The 23,058-nt window shown below is 55.1% G+C and carries 16 protein-coding genes and 1 tRNA gene; 8 read left to right on the top strand and 9 right to left on the bottom strand.

Features of this window, described 5'->3' with window-relative positions:
- Positions 1–4: 4 nt before the first annotated feature.
- Entirely contained in the window at positions 5–886 is an 882-nt protein-coding gene (locus tag PSR63_RS01920) for a hypothetical protein (protein WP_274330265.1), read from the bottom strand.
- Between the two features lie 185 nt (positions 887–1,071).
- Between PSR63_RS01920 and PSR63_RS01925 the strand changes: the two genes are divergently transcribed.
- The 5 genes from PSR63_RS01925 (at position 1,072) to PSR63_RS01945 (ending at position 6,992) form a co-directional block, all read left to right on the top strand.
- A complete protein-coding gene (locus PSR63_RS01925) occupies positions 1,072–1,443 on the top strand; it encodes a hypothetical protein (protein WP_274330267.1) in 372 nt (123 codons plus the stop codon).
- 99 nt (positions 1,444–1,542) lie between these two features.
- Positions 1,543–4,605, top strand: coding sequence for a PVC-type heme-binding CxxCH protein (locus PSR63_RS01930; protein WP_274330269.1), 3,063 nt, complete (start codon positions 1,543–1,545; stop codon positions 4,603–4,605).
- A gap of 141 nt (positions 4,606–4,746) precedes the next feature.
- Positions 4,747–5,181: a DUF2752 domain-containing protein gene (locus PSR63_RS01935; RefSeq protein WP_274330271.1), complete on the top strand. Its 435-nt coding sequence runs from the start codon at positions 4,747–4,749 to the stop codon at positions 5,179–5,181.
- Positions 5,182–5,240: 59 nt separating this feature from the next.
- Positions 5,241–5,912, top strand: a complete 672-nt coding sequence (locus tag PSR63_RS01940) for a hypothetical protein (RefSeq protein ID WP_274330273.1) — start codon at positions 5,241–5,243, stop codon at positions 5,910–5,912.
- A gap of 177 nt (positions 5,913–6,089) precedes the next feature.
- A complete protein-coding gene (locus PSR63_RS01945) occupies positions 6,090–6,992 on the top strand; it encodes an alpha/beta hydrolase (RefSeq protein ID WP_274330274.1) in 903 nt (300 codons plus the stop codon).
- A gap of 42 nt (positions 6,993–7,034) precedes the next feature.
- On the opposite strand, the gene PSR63_RS01950 is transcribed toward PSR63_RS01945, so the two are convergent.
- The 7 genes from PSR63_RS01950 to PSR63_RS01980 all read right to left on the bottom strand — a co-directional run bounded on the left by PSR63_RS01950 (position 7,035) and on the right by PSR63_RS01980 (position 17,359).
- Positions 7,035–7,922: a LysM peptidoglycan-binding domain-containing protein gene (locus PSR63_RS01950; RefSeq protein ID WP_274330276.1), complete on the bottom strand. Its 888-nt coding sequence runs from the start codon at positions 7,920–7,922 to the stop codon at positions 7,035–7,037.
- A 543-nt stretch (positions 7,923–8,465) separates the two neighbouring features.
- Entirely contained in the window at positions 8,466–12,332 is a 3,867-nt protein-coding gene (gene secD / locus PSR63_RS01955; protein WP_274330278.1) for a protein translocase subunit SecD, read from the bottom strand.
- 90 nt (positions 12,333–12,422) lie between these two features.
- On the bottom strand, positions 12,423–12,797 hold the full coding sequence (gene yajC / locus PSR63_RS01960; RefSeq protein WP_274330280.1) for a preprotein translocase subunit YajC: 375 nt from the start codon (positions 12,795–12,797) through the stop codon (positions 12,423–12,425).
- Positions 12,798–13,104: 307 nt separating this feature from the next.
- A complete protein-coding gene (locus tag PSR63_RS01965) occupies positions 13,105–14,460 on the bottom strand; it encodes a PQQ-binding-like beta-propeller repeat protein (RefSeq protein WP_274330282.1) in 1,356 nt (451 codons plus the stop codon).
- Positions 14,461–14,569: 109 nt separating this feature from the next.
- Complete coding sequence (gene tgt, locus PSR63_RS01970) at positions 14,570–15,736, bottom strand: tRNA guanosine(34) transglycosylase Tgt (RefSeq protein WP_274330283.1); 1,167 nt, start codon at positions 15,734–15,736, stop codon at positions 14,570–14,572.
- Between the two features lie 64 nt (positions 15,737–15,800).
- Positions 15,801–17,132 (bottom strand): DNA-directed RNA polymerase subunit alpha C-terminal domain-containing protein, encoded by a 1,332-nt coding sequence (locus PSR63_RS01975; protein ID WP_274330285.1) that lies wholly within the window; start codon positions 17,130–17,132, stop codon positions 15,801–15,803.
- Positions 17,133–17,285: 153 nt separating this feature from the next.
- Positions 17,286–17,359: transfer RNA gene (locus tag PSR63_RS01980), tRNA-Thr, on the bottom strand.
- 760 nt (positions 17,360–18,119) lie between these two features.
- On the opposite strand from PSR63_RS01980, the gene PSR63_RS01985 reads away from it, so the two are divergent.
- From PSR63_RS01985 to PSR63_RS01995, 3 genes are all read left to right on the top strand, one after another.
- Positions 18,120–19,049, top strand: coding sequence for a diacylglycerol/lipid kinase family protein (locus tag PSR63_RS01985; RefSeq protein WP_274330287.1), 930 nt, complete (start codon positions 18,120–18,122; stop codon positions 19,047–19,049).
- A gap of 178 nt (positions 19,050–19,227) precedes the next feature.
- On the top strand, positions 19,228–20,052 hold the full coding sequence (gene kdsA / locus PSR63_RS01990; protein WP_274330289.1) for a 3-deoxy-8-phosphooctulonate synthase: 825 nt from the start codon (positions 19,228–19,230) through the stop codon (positions 20,050–20,052).
- A gap of 9 nt (positions 20,053–20,061) precedes the next feature.
- On the top strand, positions 20,062–21,918 hold the full coding sequence (locus PSR63_RS01995; RefSeq protein WP_274330291.1) for a tetratricopeptide repeat protein: 1,857 nt from the start codon (positions 20,062–20,064) through the stop codon (positions 21,916–21,918).
- A 13-nt stretch (positions 21,919–21,931) separates the two neighbouring features.
- Here PSR63_RS01995 and PSR63_RS02000 read toward each other — a convergent pair whose 3' ends face one another.
- Entirely contained in the window at positions 21,932–22,792 is an 861-nt protein-coding gene (locus PSR63_RS02000; protein ID WP_274330293.1) for a phosphoribosylaminoimidazolesuccinocarboxamide synthase, read from the bottom strand.
- Positions 22,793–23,058 lie beyond the last annotated feature (266 nt).

Below are 23,058 nucleotides of genomic sequence, written 5' to 3' on the forward strand. Positions count from 1 at the left end.
TTACCTACAGCCGCAACTTCTTGGTCAGCATCTCGGCCTGCTCGTCGGTGAGCGGATCCCATTTGATCTCAACGCCGGGCATCGCCGACTTCAGTTTCTCGACATCGGCTTCCGAGATATCCACTTGGCTGATCTTGATCGTCTTTAGATTCGGCAGATCCTTGAGCTGAACCACGGCGTCGTAATTCAATCGTGCCTCCGTCAACTCAATCGATTCCAACGAAGGAATCTTCGCTAGGATTGCGATCGAATCGTTGTCGAAGCTCGCTGGCGTATCTTTTCCCCAGTTTGGTAGTCGTTGCCCCAAGCGAACCGATTTCAGATTCTTCAGCTTGGTCAGATGCTTCAGGCCATCACTCGTTTCGGTATTGTGCCACTCGCGGAAGCTTTCGAGTTGCGTCAGTTGCCCCACGGCTTCCAGGGCCTCATCTCCTGCGGTTGCCCCGGCGAACGTAAGCGACTCAAGTGCCGGCAAGTCTTTCAAATGAGCAAGCCCCGAACCGTTGAATGCTTCCAGCTTGCGCGATGGATGAAAGATCGAAAGCTTCGTCAGCTTGGGAAACGCGGTAAAGTGCTGGTAACCGTCGTCAGTCAGCACGGTGCCGTTGATCATGATCGATTCGAGGTTCTTCAATCCCGAGAGCATCTTCAACTGCTCATCGTTCAGGTCTTTCCCACTGAGGGAAAGGGACTTCAGCGTCGTCAGTTTACCGATCAGCTGGTACTCCTGGTCGGTGTAGCCATCGCAATTGGCCGACAACGAATGGACAGCCCCATCCCGCACCTGAACTTTCGCGTTAATCTTCTCGAACGCAGCCTGACTGGGCTCTTCGGCAAGCAGGAGGGCAGGTGAAAGCACGATCACAATGGCAAGCAGGGTCTTCATGAAAGCTCCTTAGAAGTTAGATCAGGCCTCGATTATAGTCCGCCATGCCCCACGCATTTCAACCAAATTCGAGCCTATTTTCCTACGGCGATCTAGAATCGATGTCAGCAGGGGCAAGGCCGCTCACCTCGAGGAGGCTCTCTATGTCCCCATCTGACAAAACGCCCTGCAAAAAGTGCGGGGCCATGATTCTGTCAACCACTTCCGCACAGTATGGAGGGATCTGTGCCAAGTGCCACCATCAGCCCAAACGCAGCGGCTTTGTCGACGCATTCGAAGTCCTTATCGGTCTCTTATTCCCTCTCATCATGATCGGCGTATTTGTCTTCGGCATCCCGTTGGGCCATTACCTCTTTTTCGGCGGTCGCGACACCGATCTGCACCGCGGAATTACGAAAACCGTTACGCTCGTTGCCGATGTGCCCAACGTGGATCTTAATGGCAAACCTGCTAGGGTTACGACCCGCTATCTCGTAGTGGATACGGGTGACGGGGAAACCGTTTGGATTCCAGATGAAAACGTCGCAGGCGTTGAATTCGAGTCCCCAGGCAATTGATATATCGAATTATCAACTTAGAACTGGACTTCCGGACGGAGGCAGGCTAGAACTGAAATCGTTCCAGCCTGCCTGTCTTCTTCCTACCCACTGATCGCCATGACGCACCGAAGCCGCTCGATCATCGCTGCCAAATTCATTCTCCTTCTATGTGTCGCCTCATCGGCCTGGGGCCAAGAGGACGGCAGCAAAGCGAAGTCTCTCGATGCAGCCAACAACGAAGCCGTTCGCGAACACATCCGCAACTTTGAGGGACGCGGGCAAACGGCCGATTTCTCGGTGCCGGCCCTTTCTCCCGAGCAAGCGGAAAAGGCATTCGTCACGCCTGACGACATCACGATTAAAGCCGCACTGACCGAACCGGAAGTTCGCCAGCCGGTGTGCATCAACTTCGACGAGAAAGGACGTATGTGGGTAGTGCAATACCTGCAATATCCTTTTCCCGCAGGCCTGAAGATTGTGAAATACGACGAACACCTGCGTGCCGTGTTCGATAAAGTTCCGCCAGCACCACCGAATCATGATCGCGGTGCCGACAAGATTACGATCCACGAAGACACCGACGGGGACGGCACCTTTGATACGCACAAAACATTCGTCGACGGACTGAACATCGCTACCAGCGCGCTGCCAGGACGGGGTGGCGTTTGGGTGATGAACCCGCCGTACCTGTTGTTCTATCCCGACAAGAATCAAGACGACGTCCCGGATGCGGATCCCGAGGTTCACCTGTCTGGCTTCGGATTGGAAGACACCCACGCCGTCGCAAACAGTCTGACCTGGGGTCCCGATGGGTGGCTCTACGGAGCTCAGGGAAGCACCTGCTGGGCGACGGTGAACGCACTGAAGAACCCTTCACAATTGCCAGTTCATTTCAAAGGACAGGCCATCTGGCGTTACCATCCCGAGAGCCATCAGTTCGAAGTCTTTGCCGAAGGAGGCGGCAATACATTTGCGGTCGAGTTCGACGCCAAGGGTCGGCTCTACTCGGGACACAACGGAGGCAACACGCGAGGCTTTCACTACGTCCAAGGCGGCTACTATCAGAAAAGCTGGGGTAAGCACGGCCCATTGACCAACCCACACGCGTACGGCTATTTCCCGGCTATGAAACACGCACCGGCCGAGCGGTTCAGCCACACGTTAGTCAAGTATGAGAGTGACACGTTGCCGAAACGATACCATGAGCATCTCATCGCCCCGGTTCCGCTTCACAACTATGTTGCGGTCTCCAAGATGTTGCCCAATGGATCGACTTGGCAGACTGAAGATGAGTTCCATGTCATGGCTACCGACGACATCTGGTTTCGGCCCGTCGATATCAAAGTCGGCCCCGACGGATGCGTCTATGTCGTCGATTGGTGCGACACACGACTCACGCACGTCGATCCTCGCGATACGTGGGATCGCGCACGCGGTAGAATCTGGCGAATCGAGCCAAACCAATACACAGGGCAAAAGCCTTTCAACCTACGCGACCTATCGACCCAGCAGCTGATTGAAAAACTGGCCAGCCCTAACAAGCGACTGCGACAACTCACGCAGCGAGTCCTCCGTGAAAAGGGAGACCCTGCGGCAGCCACTTCGCTGATTAAAGAACTACCGGAGGCTCAAGGGCAGCTCGCGCTCGAGCTACTTTGGGCGATTCATGCCCTGGGACATTTCGACAAAGAAGTCGCCAAGGCTGCACTTGTACATGACGATCCCTATGTTCGTATCTGGGGCGTTCGACTTCTCTCAGAAGACCAGGCACGAGCTTTGTCTGATACGCTGTTTACCTTGGCATCAAGCGAAACTCATCTGGAAGTGTGTAGCCAGCTCGCATCGACAGCAAAACGAATCCCCGGCCCCGTGGGCCTGGAAATGGCTCAACGACTCGCTTCACGCGACGAATTGGCATCCGATCCGCACATTCCACTATTAACCTGGTGGGCGATCGAATCGCATGCTGACGACTCGTCCCTTTCGGTGACCGATCTGGCCAGCTCGCTATCCACCACTCAGATCGGCGGCCAGATTCTCTTGCCGCGTCTTGCTCAGCGTCTGGCCGCGGTAGCCGATGCCGGAAGTTTGCTCAAACTGGCTCAGCTTATTCAAGCCACCGACGACGCGGCACTTCGCACAAAACTGCTTGAATCGGTCGATGAAGCGTTCACCGGCAGAAAGATTGAGCGTCTGCCTGAGGAATTGCGCGAAGCGATTGTTGCCTCGGCGTCGGGAAGCTCATCGGCCCAATTGGCGTTGCTGGTTCGAGCAGGGCAGGGCGAGGCGGAACAAACGGCGATTGCCAAAATCACCAACGAGAAGACACCCCAGAAAGAACGCGTGAAATTCATTCAGCTGCTTGGGCAGGTCGGCTCAAAGGAAGCACGAACCGCACTCCTGAAGCTGGCAACCTCGACGGCACCTCAGGCCATCCGCATTGCCGCGATCAGCTCCTTAGGATCATTCGACGATACCAACATCGCACAGCAATTGCTCACACGTTACCCCGACGAGCCAGAAGCGATTCAGTCGGCAATCATCGACAACGTCACATCACGCCCAGCGGCTGCCCATCAGCTACTCGATGCGATCGAAGCCAAACAAGTATCGCAGCAGGCCGTATCGGTGGACCTGCTGGAGAATTTGAAACTACATGGCGATGAAAAACTGAACGAGCGAATCGCCAAGCTTTGGGGAGCGACCAGGGCAACCCCGGCAGAACTGGCCCTACAGCTTGAACAAGTAGCAACCTTATTGAAGACGGGCCAGGGGACTGCCTCGCAAGGAAAGCAGCTGTTCACCAAGCGATGTGGGACCTGCCACAAGCTGCACGGTGAAGGAGCGGACATCGGACCTGACCTGACAGGCTACGAACGGACCAATCTCGACTTCATGCTTCTTTCGATCGTCGACCCGAGTGCTGCGATCCGAGAAGAGTACACCAACTACCGCGTCCTGACGATCGACGGACGTGTGCTGTCAGGTTTTCTGAAAAACCAGGACGACAAGACGATCACCCTCCAAAACGCGGACAATCCGGCGCTCGTCATTCCACGTGACGAAATCGAAGCCGGCCCACTGGCGATCGACAAATCGTTGATGCCTGACCGCCTTTTAGAAGACCTGACGGCTACCGAGGTTCGCGATCTGTTTGGCTATCTTCAGAGTCAGAAGTGATAGCACATCGTGCCGTCGATGAAACATTGACTCGCCTTTCTAGCTTTCGGAATCCGTGATAGCATCGAGAATGCGAATCTTGACTTGTTTGGTTTGCTGGTTTTCGGTATCGTTCGCGCCCGATGGAAGAGTAATTGTGTCATGGCTGAAGCGGCCACCATTTCACCACTTCGTTGGTATCAGCGAATCCTCATGGGAATTGGAGGCGGTATTTTAGCCATACTACTGGCTACCGCTGCCTGGCTGACTCCTAGCGTTCGAGGAATGGGAACGCATCAGCAGCTGGGGCTTCCGCCTTGTACGCTGGTGCAGTTGACCGGTATGCGATGCCCTTCGTGCGGGATGACCACAAGCTGGTCGCACCTGATGAAAGGGAACGTGTGGGGCTCGCTCAAGGCGAACACCGCCGGCTGCCTGCTAGGGCTGATTGCTCTTTTCCTCGCCCCGTGGATGTTGAGTTCGGCCTTCCTGGGCAGGCTCACCGTCGCGGCTCCTAGTGACGCAGTACTGATCACGATCACGATCCTGGTCGTGGCTGTCACTCTGGGAGATTGGATCGTAAGACTCAACCTTTGACATATACCTGGCTTGCACGAGGCAAGCCATTTGATAGATCACCACGGATGAACCAAGTCATGAGCCAAGGACGGTATCGACTTTCGCCCCAGATTTTTTCCGGTATCCTGCCGCTTGGGCTGATCTGCTTGCTACTTGTTGGCAACAGTGGCTGCGTCGGCCTCTTGGCCGTTTTACTGCAGAAGGGGGACTACGCACCGGCCAATTTCAAAGGACTGTCCGAGAAAAAGGTCGCCGTTCTGTGTGTGGCTGGCCCTTCGTTCTACTCCGAGAATTCGACCTCGCGCCGCCTTGCTGAGCGAGTCGAGGCCCTGATTCTGGCCAACGGCGACGAAGTGAAGGTCATTCCTCAGCAAAAAATTGATGACTGGAAGGACCGCAGCGGCTGGGACAACATGGATTACCGCGAGGCCGGCAAGGCATTGAAAGCCGACATGGTCGTCGCCATCGACCTGTCACGCTTCGAGATCCAACCGAATCCTGGCGTTTACAAGGGTTCCGCCGAATATGTCGTCTCTGTCTACGATATCAATCATGACGGCAAACTCGTCTTCCAGGACACACCAAGGCCGATCGAATTCCCTGTAAACGGCCTAGGCTCAACCTCGCAAAGCGAACGAGAGTTCCGAGATTCGTTTCTACGCCTGCTCTCGCACCGAATTGCCCGTAACTTCTACAAGTACAACGTCCGAGAAGACTTGATGCTGGATGAGACCTTTGTTGCCAACTAACTCGGGAAGCAAGTTGCCCGAAAATTTGACCGGCCGGTAAACTGCGTCTAACATTTAGTAAAGTCAAATACGGACTTACGTTGCGTCGCTTAGACGTCCTTTTCCGAATCCGACCTTTCAACCCATCCAGCCAAGATGCGTTTGCAAATTCTCTCGCTTTTCGTCGCGCTGTGCGCAATGTCGATCCTTGACCTCTCGATCGTCCAAGCTCAGCCTCCGGCTAAGCCTGCCGTGCGAAAAGATATTCCGCCACCGGAAGCCGTAACGGTGACCACGAAAGATGGCGTGATCATTCACGGAACATACTTCGGAAGCAATCTCGGCAAGAAGGCGATCCCTGTGATCATGCTGCCAGGCTGGGAACGAAGCCAGAAAGACCTGACAGGCTTGGCGATGGCCATGCAGAAAGAAGGCTTGGCGGTGCTGACGGTCGACCTACGTGGCCATGGTGCCAGCAAGTCGATCCAAGGGCCAGGCGGCCAGATTGTCGAGATTGACCTGGACCGCATTCGCGCCAGCGACTTTGATGCGTTCGTTGCTCAAGACCTAGAAGCCGTGAAAAGCTTCCTGATGCAAGAGAACAACAAGGGCAACTTGAACATCGAGATGCTTACAATCATCGGCTGCGATTTCAGTGCTACGGCCGCGTTGAATTTCGCTGCCCAAGACTGGAGCTGGCCGATCCTGCCGTCGATCAAGCAGGGACAGGACGTGAAGGGGCTGATCCTTATCTCGCCACCAAAGACGTTCAAGGGCTTCAACGCCAATCGTGCACTGCAAACGCCTGTGCTTAAGAATCAGATTTCGCTCATGATCATTGCTGGCGAGGGAGACCGCACCAGCTTCAGCGATGCGAAGCGTATCTTCAGCACGATTGACAAGATTCGCCAGAAGAACATGAGCGATGCCAAAGACCGAACGGTCTTCTTTGCAGGCAAGCCCAACGCCTTGGAAGGGACCGAACTGTTGGTCGACCCTCGCTCGAATTGCTTGAAAGATATTCTCTTCTTTACGAAGGTCCATCTGGCGGAACTGCAAGCCACGGATCCTTGGACCGATCGAACGACACCACTTCAATAAGGCATGGCCTACTAACGCCAGCCAAGGCCGCTAGGAACCAGTCTAGGTTCCCGGCGGCGATAGTGTTGTCCAAGGTTGATCTCCACCGCGCGGGTCAGCGGCGGTGGAAACCGGACGCAGACGGGTCATCGGTCTGAGTCGCCCATCAATCTCGGGAGCGGCTTCTTCCACAATCGCAGAACTGGGAATCGCCAGGGTTATGCCGATCGGCAACAGCTCGGGGTTATCGAGCTGAGACCGGTTGGCTCGAAAGATCGTGTCCGCGAGGAGCGGATCGCCGAGGTATTTCTCGGCAATCGACTCCAGGCTATCACCATCTCGTACGCGGTGCTCCCGCGTTATCGCTGATCCGCTGTTACTCGCGCCGTGACTAGGTGGCGCGATACGGGGTAGGGGAGTGAACTGCTGCTGGACTTGCGTCTCTGGCAGTTCCGGCTTCATAACCTGCCGCGTGGTAATCACCGGTGAGGTCACCGTTGGCGGCAGCGGTTTCGCTGAGCCTGGGATCTCGATCGGAACCACCGCGTGTGAGGCAGTCTTCGGTGCGTTCATGTCTTCTACGCGAGAAGCCAACGAGACGCTACCGACTTGATTGATGGGCACGTTCGCCAAAATTGGCTGGGCTGCGACCGGAGTCGCTTGCTGCATGTCCATCGAAAGGGAAGGAATCTGGGCAGGGTTATCAAGCCCCATACTTTGCCCGCCGCGAGGCGTTAGCGTCACGACATCGGGCCGGGATACTTGTTGATCCCAGTATTGCTGCGCGGTGAACTGAGGTTCAGCCGCTGGTTGCGGTGCCGCCGGTTGGGCGGTGGAAATCTCAGGCGGAGCCTGATCGGGAGCCGACCATGCCGACCAATAGGGCATGGCGGAACCAAGGCCAATCACTCCTAGTGCGGCCAAGGTAAGAAGTTTTGAATCGCCGTTCATGTTGCGTACCGTCGTCTTGGGGAGTCACGTGTACGCCATCCATTGCATTACTCTTCGAAGACCATCCTGATGCTTCGTTTCATCGACGCATGCTAGCGTCGCTCTCTTCAATTTCTGTTGTGCTTCAGCACGTTTTTCTCCTGGCCGGGGTGCGAACGTAAGCGACGCGCGTGTCAGGCAAACTTTGCGCTGGAAGACTTTTCCGGCTACGAAAAACGTGGTGAATGCAACAGTCGATTGAAGGTGCCACTGCCGAGCTCGTCTCGTGAAAGATTGAGCCATGCGGTCTGCTTCAGGACCCGATCCGAAGTTCGCCGGAAAACCGACGAAGTCCGCAGGGCTCATTCTTGGAAACCCAAGCACGAGCCAGCAGTGACACCTATCCCAACCGAAGAGGAACACTGTTACCACAATCTCATACGCGATGCTTGCGCTGGCCAGTTCGTGCAGAAGCGTTCGGTTTGCGCGCAAAAAAAGAAGCCGGCATCACATGATGCCGACTTCGTAAAGTTTGTCGATTAGCGAAGCTGAGGGCTTTCCCCTTTAGGCTTCCGCCTTCTTGGAACCCTTATCGCGGTTCATCAACCAGATAAGAACCGGGCAAGCGATGAAGACCGTACTGTAGGTACCGGCGATCACACCAATAACCAACGAGAACGAGAAGCTATGAATTCCTTCACCACCAATGAAGTAAAGGATCAGCACCACGATCAACGTCGTGAGCGATGTTAGCAACGTACGCCCCAGGGTTTGGTTGATGCTAATGTTGACCATCTCGCTGGTCAGCTGAGGGCTCTTGCCGCGGACTTCACGGATCCGGTCGAAGATCACGATCGTATCGTTCAGCGAATACCCGATGATTGTCAAGAAGGCTGCAACGACCGGCAGGCTGATCTTGAATTCCGTCACCTGAAGGAAGCCAAACACAGGTGCCAGCCAAACGCTGAGAGCAATGAAGCCCAGCGTAACCAACACGTCGTGAACCAAGGCGACCACAGCGGCAACACCAAAGGCGACGCTTTGGAAGCGGAACCAAATGTAACCTACGATCCCGATCAGACAGAAACTGATGGCGAAGATCGCCATGGTTTGCATGTCGCCGGCAACCTTACTACCGATCTTGCTGGACGAAGGCCAGACGGGCGTTGAATCGAGCTTCTTGCTGACCTGCTCCAGAATCTTGGCAGACTCATCCGGCGTGGTCGAAAGCTTGACCGTCCAAGTCGTCTGGCTGACGCGACTGTCAACTGGCAGCGGTTTGCCTTCATTGTCCAACAGAGCAATCTCCGGACGAGCGACTCGCAAGGCATCCGCCGCATCGTTGACCAAAGTACGCACGGTTTCGGCGCTGATACCTTCGTCAAACGACATTTCAGTCTGCGTGTTGAAGCGAGGAGCTTCCGCAGCCGGGGCCAAAGGACCAAGTGGATCAACCGCTGGGCCTTCCGCAGGAGGCTCTTCCATCGGTGCATCAGCCATCGGCGTTTCGGCAGCCGGAGCTTCTTCCATTGGAGCGGCCGGCTCTTCAGCTGGCTTGTCCTCCATCGGAGCCTCTTCCATCGGCTTATCATCTGCCGGTGGCGTTTCTGCTGGTTTCTCTTCTGCCGGCTTTTCCTCAGCAGGAGCGTCTTCAGCAGGCTTCTCAGGTGCCGGAGCTTCTTCTTCGCCGTTGTCTTGCAGAAGCATGTCCATTGAGACGTGCCACGGCAGCATGGCGATCAGGCGGGAAGAAACAGGAGCCAGGAACGATTGCATATCACCTTCGGGAGTCTCAGGCTTTTCTTCCGGAGTTTCCGCAGGTGCTTCTTCTTTCTTATCTTCGGTCGCTTCTGGTTCAGGAGCCGATTCAGCTGGCTCTGTCGTTGTCGGCGAAGTCTCTGGAGCTTCGACCTCAGCTGGCGGCGTGCTCTGAGCACCGGACGCTGCCGCTGGTGGAGCGAAGTCCATGTTGTGCATCACCAGCTGGCTTTCGCCATTGGGGCCGGTGAACACTTGCGAGATCCGATCCTGAACAACTTCCACACCCGCGGGAATAGCGCCGGTGTTGTACCGCAAAGCATCCGTACTGAAGTTCATGCGCAGGTGATCCGCGGTCTGCGTGTCATCATCAACATTCTTAACCGACATCGAACCGGAATCAGCACCGGTCTCGTCTTGGAATTCGATTCCGTCACCGTCGGTGTTCTGCAGAACAGCCACACCAACTTCGGCGGAGGCCAGACGGTCGATGATTCCTGTCAGGGTTTCTACGCCGGCCAGGTCAACCTCGGCCGAAGCTCCGGTGCGGTCGGTAATCACGACCTTACCAAGCTGCCCGTACTCCGACATCGAAGTATCTACCTTGTAGATACGATCTTCGTAGCCTTCCATTGTCACGGCACTGACCGAGAGGTCAGGCAGGACGCCGGTCAACTTGCTACGAACCTCGGAAATCGCCATCGGTTCTTCTAGGAAGACCTGAACCGAGGAACCACCGTTGAAGTCAATGTCGAAGATATCTTTGCCACGAACACCAACCCCGATCATGCCGACCAGAATTACTACCAGCGAGATCATCCCGGCAATCTTCTGCTTGCCGATGAAGTCGTAGCCAATGCTGGAGGCCGACGGCATGAACTTGAGCGTCGAAAGAATACGCTTCTTTTCGAGAATGTCGAAAATGCCACGCGAAACATAGATCGCGGTAAACATACTCATCAAAATACCGACAAACAAAGTCACGGCGAAACCACGCACCTGGTCAGTACCAATGCGGTACAGCACGGCGGCGGTGATGAGCGTCGTAATATTGGCGTCCACAATGGTCGACATGGCTTTGCCGAAACCATTGGAAAGGGCAACTTTCAATGAAGCCCCGCCACTTAATTCTTCACGTATACGCTCATAGATCAGCACGTTCGCATCGACCGCCATACCCACGGTTAACACCAAACCGGCGATACCTGGTAGCGTGAGGTCGGCCTTGATCGCAATCATGACGGCCAAGATCAAGATCAGGTTGAAGACCAGGGCAAAACATGCCACCAAGCCGGCAACTTGGTAGTAAATCGCCATGAAGATCAAGACAGCGATCAACGAGATGGTGATCGCGATACGACCTTTACGGATCGTGTCGTCACCCAGCGTAGCGCTGATCTTTTGTTCGCTGATTGGTTCTTTGCGAAGCACGACCGGCAGCTTACCGCTGCGAAGCACCTGAACCAGGTCAGTCACTTCCTGCTGCGTGAAATCACCGGTGATGATACCGCGATCGGTAATCATCGCATTGATACGTGGAGCCGAGATCAGGAAGTTATCCATCACGATCCCCAGCTTACGCGGGATGTTCGGCTCACTCAGATTCTCTTGCGAAAGCCGTCCCATGCGGTTGGCACCATCGACGCCAAACTCGAAGGAGACTGCCGGCTTACCATATTCATCTCGGGTAACGGCCGAGGATGAAAGGTGCTTACCACCCAGGCGAGCCTCGGGACGTTCAACACGCATCAGCACTTCAAACGGCACGCCTGGCCCACCGCCACGCACCAGGTGACGTTGGCTATTGAGGTAGGGCGTCAAGTTTGGGTTGGCGAAGTTAGGCTCGCCCACGGCGCCCCGGGCGTCGTCGTCGACGCGAACCCAGCGGCCGATACGGTTGCCTTCGCGGTCGGTGACAAAGGTCACACCGATCTGAGCTTCATCTTCCGCACGCGTGATCAGGTAATCGTGGTCTTGCTTGTTGGCCACGATCATGAAGTCGAGCACACCAGCCTTGGTGATGAGCCGCTTGATCGAGTCGAGGTCCGCCGATTCAGCTTGTGGAACAATGACTTCCACCTGGTTTTCGCCGTAAGGACGAATAACCACCTCGGAAACACCGGACGGATTGATACGCTTTTGCAGCTGCGTGATCAACTGAGCCGTACCTTGCTCAAGCTGCTTTTCGGGAGTCGTATCAAAGCCTTGGCTGTCGGAGTCCGAAGCCAAGAGGTCCAAGCTGGCCTGCTCGTCGACTTCGTAAACCAGAATGACACCACCTTGCAGGTCGATACCAAACTTGGGAGGCCACAGCAGAAAACAAATCGTGACACTGCACACCAGGCTGGCAAAGATAATGCCCAGCTTACGGCTCAGCTCTGGCAAGCGAATCGCAGTCGCCAACCAAAAGCCTAAGATGTACGGCACCACAATCGTGAGGAGAATAATCCCCAGCACGTTGAATGTCTCTGAACTTCCAGAACTCGGCGTTTCAGCTGGTGCGGCATCAACAGTAGGGACCGGTACTTCAGGCGAAGGCGCTTCTTGTGCCATCGCGGTTGAGCCCAGCCACGAACTTCCGCCGGCGTCCAGCCCGAAATCGACGCCGGTCAACAATGTGACGGTCAGCGTCAGCACGAGCATGACAGCAAAAATCGTGCAACTCTTCTGCATTGCGTGTCTCCAAGCCGTGGGAACTTCTGCGGTCCCAGGCAAGTCGTATGGTGGAATATGGAAAGGGGAATTCGTCCTTGAATCGTCCATTTAAGCCGAAGCAGGCGGAGTCTTGGATTCGGCGTTATCGCTCGCTTTTCCCTCTCGCGAGAGAACAGTGGCAATCGCTCGCAAACGAACCCGCATCTCTGTGCCCGACTTGTCGTCCAGGCGAAGTACAACCTCTTGCTGGTCTTTCTTCACGCTAACCACCGTGGCGATGATCCCTCCGATCGTCTCCACGCGGTCATTCTTCTTGATCCCTTCCAGCATTTTCTGGGCATCGGAGGCTTTTTTCTGCTCCGGCCGGATCAACATGAAGTAACCCAACACCAGAATGGCCACGATGGGCAACCAGGTCAGAGGATTCGTGAAACCGCCTTCTTGCGCTAAGATGTGAACCGGCATAGCCGTCAAATCAAACATTTCCGCCGACGCTTCCTACCACTTGCCTGGCTCCCTGATAGCATTCCGCTGCCCCAGTTGTCGCCGCGTCCCCCTAAGGGCCGCCGCCACTCCTGAATAAGGTCAGAATCACCGAGAGAATGGACTTGCTTCTGTACCGTCCACAAAGTGACAGCACATTGAAACCGCTCATGATAAGAGTTTCGTTCTATACCGGCAATAGCGGCCAAGACGCCCAAAAACAGCAAAAGGTGGCCTTATAGACCACCTTTTGCCCTCCGCCTTACGGTTGTCGGCGACAGGGATTACCCAAACCACCCTGTCGAGTCTATTTTTGCTCCAGATCGACGGCGACCAGTTCTTTGTCGTTGCGGAAAAAGCCCGTTTGCTGTGCATAAGCAGGGTGCGTCCAGACAACCTCTCGGCCGAAAGCCTCGCTCGTGGGATCGAGAACATGGAAGCTTCCTAGCGACTCGAAGCCGCTTTTGGTCATTTTAGCAATCAACAAATCACCCACTTCGCTGAAAAGCAGGTACCGGTCACTATCCCCAAGTCGCGTCACAAACGCCGTTCCATGCTTGATGAACCTAGTTTCGTCGGGCACGGTCGCCTCGAACGTGGTCCACAGACGATCCCCGTTTTCGGCATCCACGGCAATCAAGCTACCGACGTTACAGTCACTCCCGTAGACCACGCCATCCACAAAAACTGGAGTCGAGGTGCCGCTGTAGACCGAAGTCTTGGGTTCTCCATGCCAAAGCGCTTTTGCCCCCGGATGGCTCTCATCGAGCTCGATCATGACCGATTGGTTACCAATTCCGCTGGCATACATGCGGTTTCCATCGACCATCGGACGAGCGACTGACATCTCATACCCAGGCTCAATGGGAACTTGCCAGTACTGCTCACCTGTCTTGGGATTGAGCGAAGCCACCCCTTCCGGGTGATAGATGATCAGCTGCCGCGTGCCGGCCGCTTCAATAATCGATGGCGGAGCGTAGCCCATCTTCGTATCGAGTGCCTTCCACTGCACTTCGCCAGATCGCTTATCAAGGGCCACAACACCCTGGCCCTCGCCACCAACCATGATGTAAAGCAAGTCGCCATCGACCAGCGGATGCCCGGCGCACCCCCAGATTGGGATCTTGGCCCCAAAATCATCGACCAAACTCCGACGCCACGCCAACTCGCCCGTTTCGACCTGCAGGCAGACGAGATCTCCCTCGGCACCCATCCAGTAAAGCAGCTCACCGTCGACGGTCGGAGTGCATCGCGGACCGACGGCATAACTAATGGAGTAGGGACGATCGTAGGCATATTCCCACAGTTTTTTGCCGGACTCGGCGTCGAAAGCGAGTACGCGCTCTTTGCCTTGGCGATCCTGGCGAGCACCAGGGTTGTTTGAGATCTCGTTCGACTCGGACAGATAGTCGGTCACAAAAACACGACCGTTGGCCACCGCTGGGCCGGCATAGCCTCCGGAAATCGGAACTCGCCACTTTACCTTCAATCCATCATCGGGAATGGCACGGATCACGCCCGACTCGTGGTAAACATCATCACGCTGCGGTCCCATCCATTGGGGCCAATCATCCGCAAATACTGCCTGGCCAGCAAAGCAGTTCAGGGCGAGGGAAAACAGAATGGCCAACAGGACTCGCCCAGTCGTGGCAGAGAGATGCATCAGAAGCTCCTTCGGGATTCGGCGCGCAGGCATAGAGGTCGACGTACCCTCTTGGAAGCCGAAGAGCGGTGAGAGGATTCACGAACTTTGCGAAGAATCCAAGAAAGACTCAGTTGCCGGACGCCCAGCCTGCCATCTTTTGCTCGTAATAGGCCTCGAATCGATCTTCTTCAATCGCCTGGCGAGCCTCACGCATCAGCCGCTGGTAATATGCCACGTTGTGCAAGGACAACAAGATCGGCCCCAGCATCTCTTTCGCCATGAATAAATGACGGAAATAAGCCCGGCTGAGCCCGGCCACCTGAGGCACGCTCTTAGGATCCAGCGGCGTCGGATCTCGCTGATACTTCGCGTTGCGGAGACGAACGGTTCCTTCGTCGGTGAAGGCCAGGGCATTGCGTCCGTTTCGCGTCGGCATCACGCAGTCGAACAGATCGACCCCGCGGCGAATCCCTTCCAGCAGGTCCTCCGGTCGACCGACTCCCATCAAGTACCGCGGCTTGCTGGTCGGCAGAGCAGGGCAGGTCGCATCAAGAATTCGATACATCTCCGGAGGCGGCTCACCGACGCTCAACCCGCCAATGGCATAGCCGGGGAACTCCAGTTCCGCCAAACGCTCGGCACATTCGACGCGAAGACCTTCATCCAGGCCTCCCTGAACGATCGCGAATTGAGCCTGATCCTTACGGGTTGCGGCATCCTGACATCGCTTGGCCCAGCGAATCGAGCGGTCCATCGCTTCGCGAATCACTTTCGTTTCGTTGGGCAACTCGACCACATGATCAAGGACCATCGCAATATCACTGCCGAGGTTCTCTTGGATCTCGATACTGCGTTCTGGCGAAAGATGAATCTTGCGACCGTCGATATGCGACTGAAAGATCGCCTCTTTCTCGGTGATCTTTCGCATCTGCGCCAGACTGAAGATCTGAAAGCCGCCACTGTCTGTCAGAATGGGGCCATGCCAGTCCATAAACTTATGCAGGCCGCCTAGCTCGGCAACGATATCATCGCCTGGCCGCAGCGAGAGATGATATGTGTTGCCCAAGATCATCTCAGCACCGGCCTGACGCACCATGCCGATCTCGAGACCTTTAACCGTTCCCTGGGTGCCCACCGGCATGAACGCCGGCGTTTGCACGACACCGTGTGGCGTCACGAACTCCCCGCGACGCGCCTTCGACGTGGTGTCTTCATGCTTCAGGTTGTACTGAAACCAGTCGACTTCCGGGGGACGATCAAACGCATATTGATCCAAAGTGTCTCGAAGCTCCATGAAAAAACCCACGCGGCTAACCGCATGGGTTTGAGTTTTAGGCCACGGGCCGCACGGCGAATAATTAGTCGCCGCGAAGCTTCAGATTGTAGGAAGTCAGCTTCTCGCGAACTTCGTTCAAGCTGGTCACACCGAAGTTCTTGCATTCGAGAAGTTCGTCGCCGGTGCGTCGAACCAGTTCGCCGATGGTCGAGATACCCAAGCGAACCATGCACTTGCGGGCACGAACCGACAAGCTGAGCTCGGCAATCGGACGATCCAGCAGAGCCTGTTCGTCTGGCGAGAGCCCCGAGGTGTCGTAGCTGACTTCAGGCGTCGATGGCTTTTCGTTCGACATCTGGCCCAATTCCAGGCCCTTGGAACGCAGCATATCGCGAATTTCAATCAGCGACGTTTCGCCGAAGTTCTTACTTGCCAGAAGCTCTTGCTCCGAGCAGCGGCACAGGTCGCCGAGGGTCATGATGCCCATCTTCTGCAGGCAGTTCCGGCTGCGGACCGACAATTCGAAGTCGGTAACCGGAATGCTGAGAACCTGCGACATGCGGTCGCGTTTCTTTTGTTCTTCTTCGTCGTAGTACATGTCACCAGATGCTTGGGCATCCTTCATGTACATACGAGCTCGCTTCTCGGTCGGATACGAATCGAGAACGCGCTGGTAGCAGTGCGTCGCACGATCGTATTCACCACGATCTTCGTGCAGCAAACCAAGGTTCAAAAGAGCACCGACGTGGGTTGGGAAAACGGCGGCAGCATTCTGGTAAAGCTGCAAGGCCATCGCGTCGTTACCGCGACGATCGTTTTCCAAAGCCAGACCGAAGAGAGCCCCAGCGTGACCAGGATCCGCTTCCACGGCTCGCTCGTAAAGAGCAACCACTTCCGCCGGGTTACCGCCCAGCGAAGCGATCGTAGCACCACGCTGATACAGGTAGTTAGCGGTCGATTCGATCGGGCCGAACATGTTGTCCAGCATCTGCAGGGCCTGCTCGGAATCGCCCTTGCTGCGAAGCGACTCGATGATGCCTAGCTGACAATCGTCTTTGTTGTAACCAGCAGTCTGAGCGGACTGGAAGGCTTCGATCGCCTTGTCGAAGTCTTGCATGCAGAAGTAGCTGCGACCCAGGTAGTAGTGGGCTAGGGCTCCACCGTCGGCGGCCGAAAGCGTTTGAACGGCACCGCTGTAGTTACCCATGATGAACTGGCACACGCCCAACCGAACGTTGGTGGCCGGCGAACGTTCTTCCGACTGGCCTTCCAATTCGGAAACGCTGTCGCGAAGCGTCGAGAAAGCGTTGTAGTCGCGTCCTACGGTTCGCAGGATCTGACGAATTTCCTCCGGACCGAAGGAAGAGTTCGTGAGAACAACGCTCTTAAGGTCGAAATCGATTCCTTGAATCATCAACGGGGCTCCAAACGTTTTTGTCGAGGCCCAAGTGCGAAAGCTCGGGGGAGATAACTGGGCACTATGTTTCCCCGCTTTTCTTAACCAAGTTAAGGACCGGTCCCTACTGGAAGCGAGTCAAATACCCATCCGCATTTGGGAAACAAGAAGAGCCAGCGACGAGAGTCGAACTCGTAACCCCAGCATTACGAATGCTGTGCTCTGCCAATTGAAGCTACGCTGGCTTATTCGCGAGTCGCGAATCAAAACGCTCCAAGATACTGAAGCTCATGGATTGCGTCAACTTACCCTAACCATTGATTTTAGAAACAAAGGCAGGGTCGGACCTGCACGCCAATTACCCAGTTTAACCTTGGACTCAAAAGCTCGCAGAAAACCAAGCTAAACCAAGGAAGAAATGCCACTTAGGGAGAGAGAGTCCCAAGAAAAAATCGAGGGACCGCTGTCGTACCAACCCGCGTTGGAGAAGCTGAATCGTCAGGGGCAAGGCAAACCATCCAGCTTAAGTTCGACAGCGGCCCCACGGGCCAGCTTACCGACTCCTCCGAGGAGCCGATGATCTCCCAATGTGCAACTGCCGAACCAAACTGGTGAAAAATCTGAACATTCATCCGAACTTGCTTGCACGTAGAACTTTATAAAAAGTGCGTTAGGGCACCCATAAATAGCGACAAATGTGAATTTTGCAGACGTGACTCAAGATTCCACAAAGAAATAATACACACCCCTATTTTTGACTATTTTTGGCAGTAATTTTCCTGACCATTTGTCTGAAATCGAGATGTATCCTCGTAAGATGCTTTATACAAATGCTTTAGCACGACAGGAGGCGTTTTCATTTTGAGACATGCCCGATATTGACCGCAACATCAGGGTGAAAACGTCTCAAATTGAAATGCCACGGCGTGGTCCTTCGTTTTTTACCGACAGACCGATAGGATGAAGACATCCTTTGCCTGACCTAACTACAAGAGCATTGCAGCTGTGACCACGACGGACACTCGCCAAGCCACTTCCACAGATACCGCTTGGCTATTCATCAATCGCATTGCCGGCGGCTATGACAAGCCGCAGCGACATGCGAGTCTGCGCCGACTTCTGCAGGACTTAGGGCTGAATACAGTCGAGATCAACTCTCCAGAGCAATTGGCTTGCCAATGGGCAGACGACACGGCTGCACGGCCAGAATTCATCGTCTCTGTGGGGGGGGACGGAACGGCTGCCATGATCGCAGGCCAAACCGGCGGGACGGTGCCCATCGCGATCTACCCAGCGGGAACCGAGAACATCCTGGCGAAATATTTGCGAATCCCTACCGATATCGGTGCATTCGCAAAGATGTTGTCGAAGCGTGTTGTTAAGCGACTGGATGCCGGGCAGATCGATGACCGGACCTTCCTATTGATGCTCTCAGTCGGGTTTGAAGCGGAAGTCGTCCACCATGTGCACGGACGACGGAGTGGGCATCTCACCAAGTTTCATTACGTAAAACCGACTTTTGAGATGCTGGCGAAGTACCCGTACCCCAAGTTGGAACTCGATATCGAACTTGCCGATGGCAGTCGAACCCAAACCGAAGGCTACTGGGTATTTGCTTTTAACGTGCCGCGGTATGCGTTGGGGCTTGAAATGACGCCCGATGCCGTCCCCGATGACGGTCTGCTCGATATCTGCGTGCTGACGCAAAAGGGGTTTGGCGCGACCACTTCGTACATTACATCGCTTCTTTCTGGCAGAATGCCCTACCGCAGTGACGTAAAACGTTTCCAAGCGAAATCGGCGGAAATCCGCTGTGCAACGGGTCCGGTCGCAATGCAAACCGATGGCGATCCGGCCGGCTTCACTGACACGCGACTCTCGGTGCTTCCGAACTATCTCCCGCTGATTGTGCCGCCGAAGCGATCTTCCGATTAAATCGCTTGCGCCCATGTCGGGCACCGAGGACGGATGGGAATTTCTGTGAACTCGTGGCAAAATACGGCTAACCAAGATTTCGCCCTAAGTCTTTGCGAATAATTAACCTGAGACGCCCTGGGAGAATCTTCGGCGGGAAAATAGGATGGATGATTCCCTACTAGTCACGAGATAGCCCTTGAACGCTTCGGCCCCAAATTCATCGACGTTTGCCCTGAATAATGAAGGGCGATTGCTTCTCATCGCAGGCCCCTGTGTGCTCGAGTCGCGCGAATTAGCATTCCCAATCGCGGAGCATTTGTGCCAACTGGCCGAGCGACTGCCGATTCAGTTGGTCTTCAAAGCTTCGTTTGATAAAGCGAACCGTACTAGCATTCATTCGTACAGAGGATTAGGGCTCGAGGAAGGTTTGAAGCTATTAGAAGCCGTTCGAACCGAGTTCCAAGTTCCCGTCACGACTGATCTCCACGAGTCTTATCAGGCCGCTCCCGTGGGCCAAGTTTGCGATATCCTTCAGATCCCAGCCTTTCTCGCTCGGCAAACCGACTTGCTCGTTGCTGCGGCACAGACCGGAAAGTCGGTCAACGTGAAGAAGGGGCAGTTCATGGCTCCCTGGGATATGAAGCACGTTGTTGAGAAGCTCAAAGAAGCCGGTGCGAAAGAAACCTTTTTGACCGAACGCGGAACGTTCTTCGGCTATGGTCGCCTCGTCAATGACATGCGAGGCTTGATCGAAATGCGATCGCTCGGCGTACCGGTCGTGTTCGATGCCACCCACAGCGTTCAAGAACCTGGCGGACTGGGTAGCCAGACAGGCGGAAACCGCGCGATGGTTCTTCCCCTTGCCAAGGCCGCCGCGGCGGTCGGAATCGACGGACTGTTTTTGGAAACCCATCCCGAGCCCGACAAGTCACCCAGCGACGGTCCGAATATGGTTCCGTTGTCAGACCTGGAAAACTTACTTCAGCGTATTTTGGCCGTCCGCGCAGCGGCCCAAGGTTAATCAATCCCCATGATCCGCACCCATCGAACCTCTGTCATCTTGCTGTTGCTTCTCGTTTTTGTGCTGGGATGCGGTGGACGGAAGATTCGCCCGCAGGTCGATGACACGAAAGCGAACGTCGCGTCTGACGCCGGCAGTTCCAAGCAATTTGTCGATCAAGCGATCACTTACCTGCGCGACCTGGATCGATACCCATCGGGAAAAGTAAAGGTTGAAGTCCTTGAGCGCATGAATCGCTGGTTGATGTCGCAAAAGCTCGATCCCAACTGGCAGCCTGATCCGATGGTAGCGGAACTCCCAGACGCAATTCAGAGCCTGCCAGGGCTACAGGACTTAGAAAGTCGAGGATTTCTCGATCAGCCAGAAAAGTTCGCCTCGGCTACTTTTCGTGGCAGTGAGTTTGACTTTCTGGTCGGTACTTATTGGGCCAAAACCATCTCGGACTGGGTCCGCAAGAATCAGACGCCTCCGGCGGATATCCAGGCCTTTCTGGACGCTCAAGTCAATCAAACGCTCGACGACAGCCAGGTGAATGACCTCGGATTGGCTTACTTGCTATTTGACTGGACGGTCCGGCACATTCACCCGGTTCGTACCAATGAACTGGAGCAGGGGAAGTTCGCCCCGGGAACGAGTCGCGATGCCTGGAATGCCCTGCAGTTGAACGAAGGAGACGCGTTAGAACGGGCTCGAGTCTTCATCCATCTGTGTCGCCAACAAGGCCTGGACGCTGTCGTTGTGAAATTTGGCCAGGACGAGGACGCTCCCCAGGTAGTCGGCGTTGCGATCGGTCAAGAGTTGTTCCTCTTTGACATGGCCTACGCACTTCCTATCTCGGAAAAGGATGGCAAGGGAATTCAACGCCTGTCCCATTTGGTAGAGAATCCCGAAGACCTGCAGGCGATGGCGTCCAAGAACTACAAGTATCCGGCAACCGCCGAAGATCTCGAGAAGGTCACGCTTCTGATCGAAGCCCCATCGACCTCGCTAACTCAAGCAACGCAGTTGCTCGAAGGGGTCCTCTCAGGCGACGCCACGATGAAAGTTCACGTAGAACCATCTTCGTTGAAGGACCGACTATCGAGCTTCAAGGGAGTTACCGACATTCAACTGTGGACCGCCCCATTCGAAGCTGAAACGGCAATTGCCAAACGTTTATCCGACCCAGTGCTAGGACAACTCTTCCAGGTTGAACGGTGGATTTACGATACGATGACTCCCTTCGCCACCGCGCGAACGTTACAACTTATGTGCAAATTCAGCGACGAGTCGCAGCAACTGGGTGCCCGGACAATGTTCATGGATACGCGTGTGATGGAACGTCAATTCCGAATCGCCAATCCTCGTGAACAACTCGAAATGCTGGCGGTTGGCGGCATGGACTTGCCGGACGATCCTAAGGTTCAGCAGTTCTTTCTCGACCGGGTTCGAAAAAACGTCTTGTTGTGGCGAGAGCTTTCCAGCTTCAACCTGGGCGTGATCGCTCTAGCAGACGGGCAGTACGATTCGGCAATCTACTTCTTTGAAGATGGAACCTTGAAAGAGTTCCCTGGGACACGATTCAAGTCGGCAGCGTTCTATGGCATCGGTCGCAGTGCCGAAGCACTCGCACGGCAAGACGAAAACAAGGAGATGGCTCAGAAAGCCTTCGACTTTTATACCGATGACGACGACGTCCTTTCCCCGTATCGCCGCGGCAATGCCCTGCGGGCTGAGCGTTTGCCACTTCTGGAATCAAAAGCAGATGCTGAGGAGAAGCAACAGCCTGCCGAAGATACTGAAGTAAAGGACAAGCCCGAGGAGACCAAAGAGGAAGAAGCGAGCAAGCCGGAGTCGACTCAGCCCGAGCCAACCTCCGAAAGCTAACTCCCTGAAGTCACTACCACGCGAACTTGCGCTGGGTGATTCGCTCGTAGGCTTCGATATACTTGGCTCGTGTTTTCTCGACCACTCCCTGCGGCAGCGTGGGAGGCTCGCTGTTCTTATCCCAGGTGCTTGCCTCTAACCAGTCGCGGACGAACTGCTTGTCAAACGAAGGTGGACTCATTCCCACGGCGTACTCGTCTTGCGGCCAGAAGCGAGAACTATCCGGCGTGAGCACTTCGTCGATCAGAAGCACCTCTCCATCGACGACGCCCCATTCAAACTTGGTATCCGCGATGATAATGCCGTGCTCAAGTGCCCGCCGGGCACCTGCTTGGTAAACGGCGATGCTCTTCTCACGCAGCAGGTTCGCCATATCGGGACCAACGATTTCAACCATCCGCTCGAACGAGATATTCTCGTCATGCCCCGTTTCCGCCTTAGTGGCTGGCGTGAAAATGGGCTCAGGCAACTTGGCTGCTTGCTGCAATCCTTCTGGCAACGGAATATCGCAGACCGTTTGATTCCGCTGATACTCCTTCCAGCCCGAACCAGCGAGATAACCACGCACGACGCACTCGATCGGAATAACTTCTGTCTTGCGAGCCAAGGTCGCACGACCTTCCAGCTCACCAAGATCAACGTCGCCTTCCAGGTTCATCTGGTGCACATCGGTCGAAATCAGATGGTTGGGAACATCAAGTGTTTCGAACCAGTACTGACTCATCTGCGTCAGGACCCGCCCCTTATCGGGGATGAGGGATGGCAGAATATAATCAAATGCGCTGATTCGGTCGGATGCTACCAACAAAACCTGCTCGCCCAGATCATAGACGTCGCGAACTTTGCCCTGTCGAACGGGATAGTTAAGACCCATGTTTTTCCGATTCGAGTCGCTTAAAAGGATATACTGAGTATTCGGAGCCAAATGATCGATCCAGTCGCATTGGCCCGTTCAACCGGCATTTTGCCATAGCCCGTGCGTGTGAAACAGACCTAGCAAGCTCGATTACCGGCAGAGTTGCTCTAGGCGACATACCCCACGAGATGGACATTTTCGTGGTTCATCCGAGCATGGCCGACGATTAGAATTGAAGGAGCGTGCTATCACGCGGGGAAAGTAGCATGATTGGCATTCTCGAT

The sequence above is a fragment of the Bremerella sp. P1 genome (assembly GCF_028748185.1).
Lineage (GTDB): Bacteria > Planctomycetota > Planctomycetia > Pirellulales > Pirellulaceae > Bremerella.

Bases quoted from the DNA above. Each gene is read 5' to 3' on its own strand.
- PSR63_RS01920 (WP_274330265.1), bottom strand. From the start codon at position 886: ATGAAGACCCTGCTTGCCATTGTGATCGTGCTTTCACCTGCCCTCCTG.
- PSR63_RS01925 (WP_274330267.1), top strand. From the start codon at position 1,072: ATGATTCTGTCAACCACTTCCGCACAGTATGGAGGGATCTGTGCCAAG.
- PSR63_RS01930 (WP_274330269.1), top strand. From the start codon at position 1,543: ATGACGCACCGAAGCCGCTCGATCATCGCTGCCAAATTCATTCTCCTT.
- PSR63_RS01935 (WP_274330271.1), top strand. From the start codon at position 4,747: ATGGCTGAAGCGGCCACCATTTCACCACTTCGTTGGTATCAGCGAATC.
- PSR63_RS01940 (WP_274330273.1), top strand. From the start codon at position 5,241: ATGAGCCAAGGACGGTATCGACTTTCGCCCCAGATTTTTTCCGGTATC.
- PSR63_RS01945 (WP_274330274.1), top strand. From the start codon at position 6,090: ATGTCGATCCTTGACCTCTCGATCGTCCAAGCTCAGCCTCCGGCTAAG.
- PSR63_RS01950 (WP_274330276.1), bottom strand. From the start codon at position 7,922: ATGAACGGCGATTCAAAACTTCTTACCTTGGCCGCACTAGGAGTGATT.
- secD (WP_274330278.1), bottom strand. From the start codon at position 12,332: ATGCAGAAGAGTTGCACGATTTTTGCTGTCATGCTCGTGCTGACGCTG.
- yajC (WP_274330280.1), bottom strand. From the start codon at position 12,797: ATGTTTGATTTGACGGCTATGCCGGTTCACATCTTAGCGCAAGAAGGC.
- PSR63_RS01965 (WP_274330282.1), bottom strand. From the start codon at position 14,460: ATGCATCTCTCTGCCACGACTGGGCGAGTCCTGTTGGCCATTCTGTTT.
- tgt (WP_274330283.1), bottom strand. From the start codon at position 15,736: ATGGAGCTTCGAGACACTTTGGATCAATATGCGTTTGATCGTCCCCCG.
- PSR63_RS01975 (WP_274330285.1), bottom strand. From the start codon at position 17,132: ATGATTCAAGGAATCGATTTCGACCTTAAGAGCGTTGTTCTCACGAAC.
- PSR63_RS01995 (WP_274330291.1), top strand. From the start codon at position 20,062: ATGATCCGCACCCATCGAACCTCTGTCATCTTGCTGTTGCTTCTCGTT.
- PSR63_RS02000 (WP_274330293.1), bottom strand. From the start codon at position 22,792: ATGGGTCTTAACTATCCCGTTCGACAGGGCAAAGTTCGCGACGTCTAT.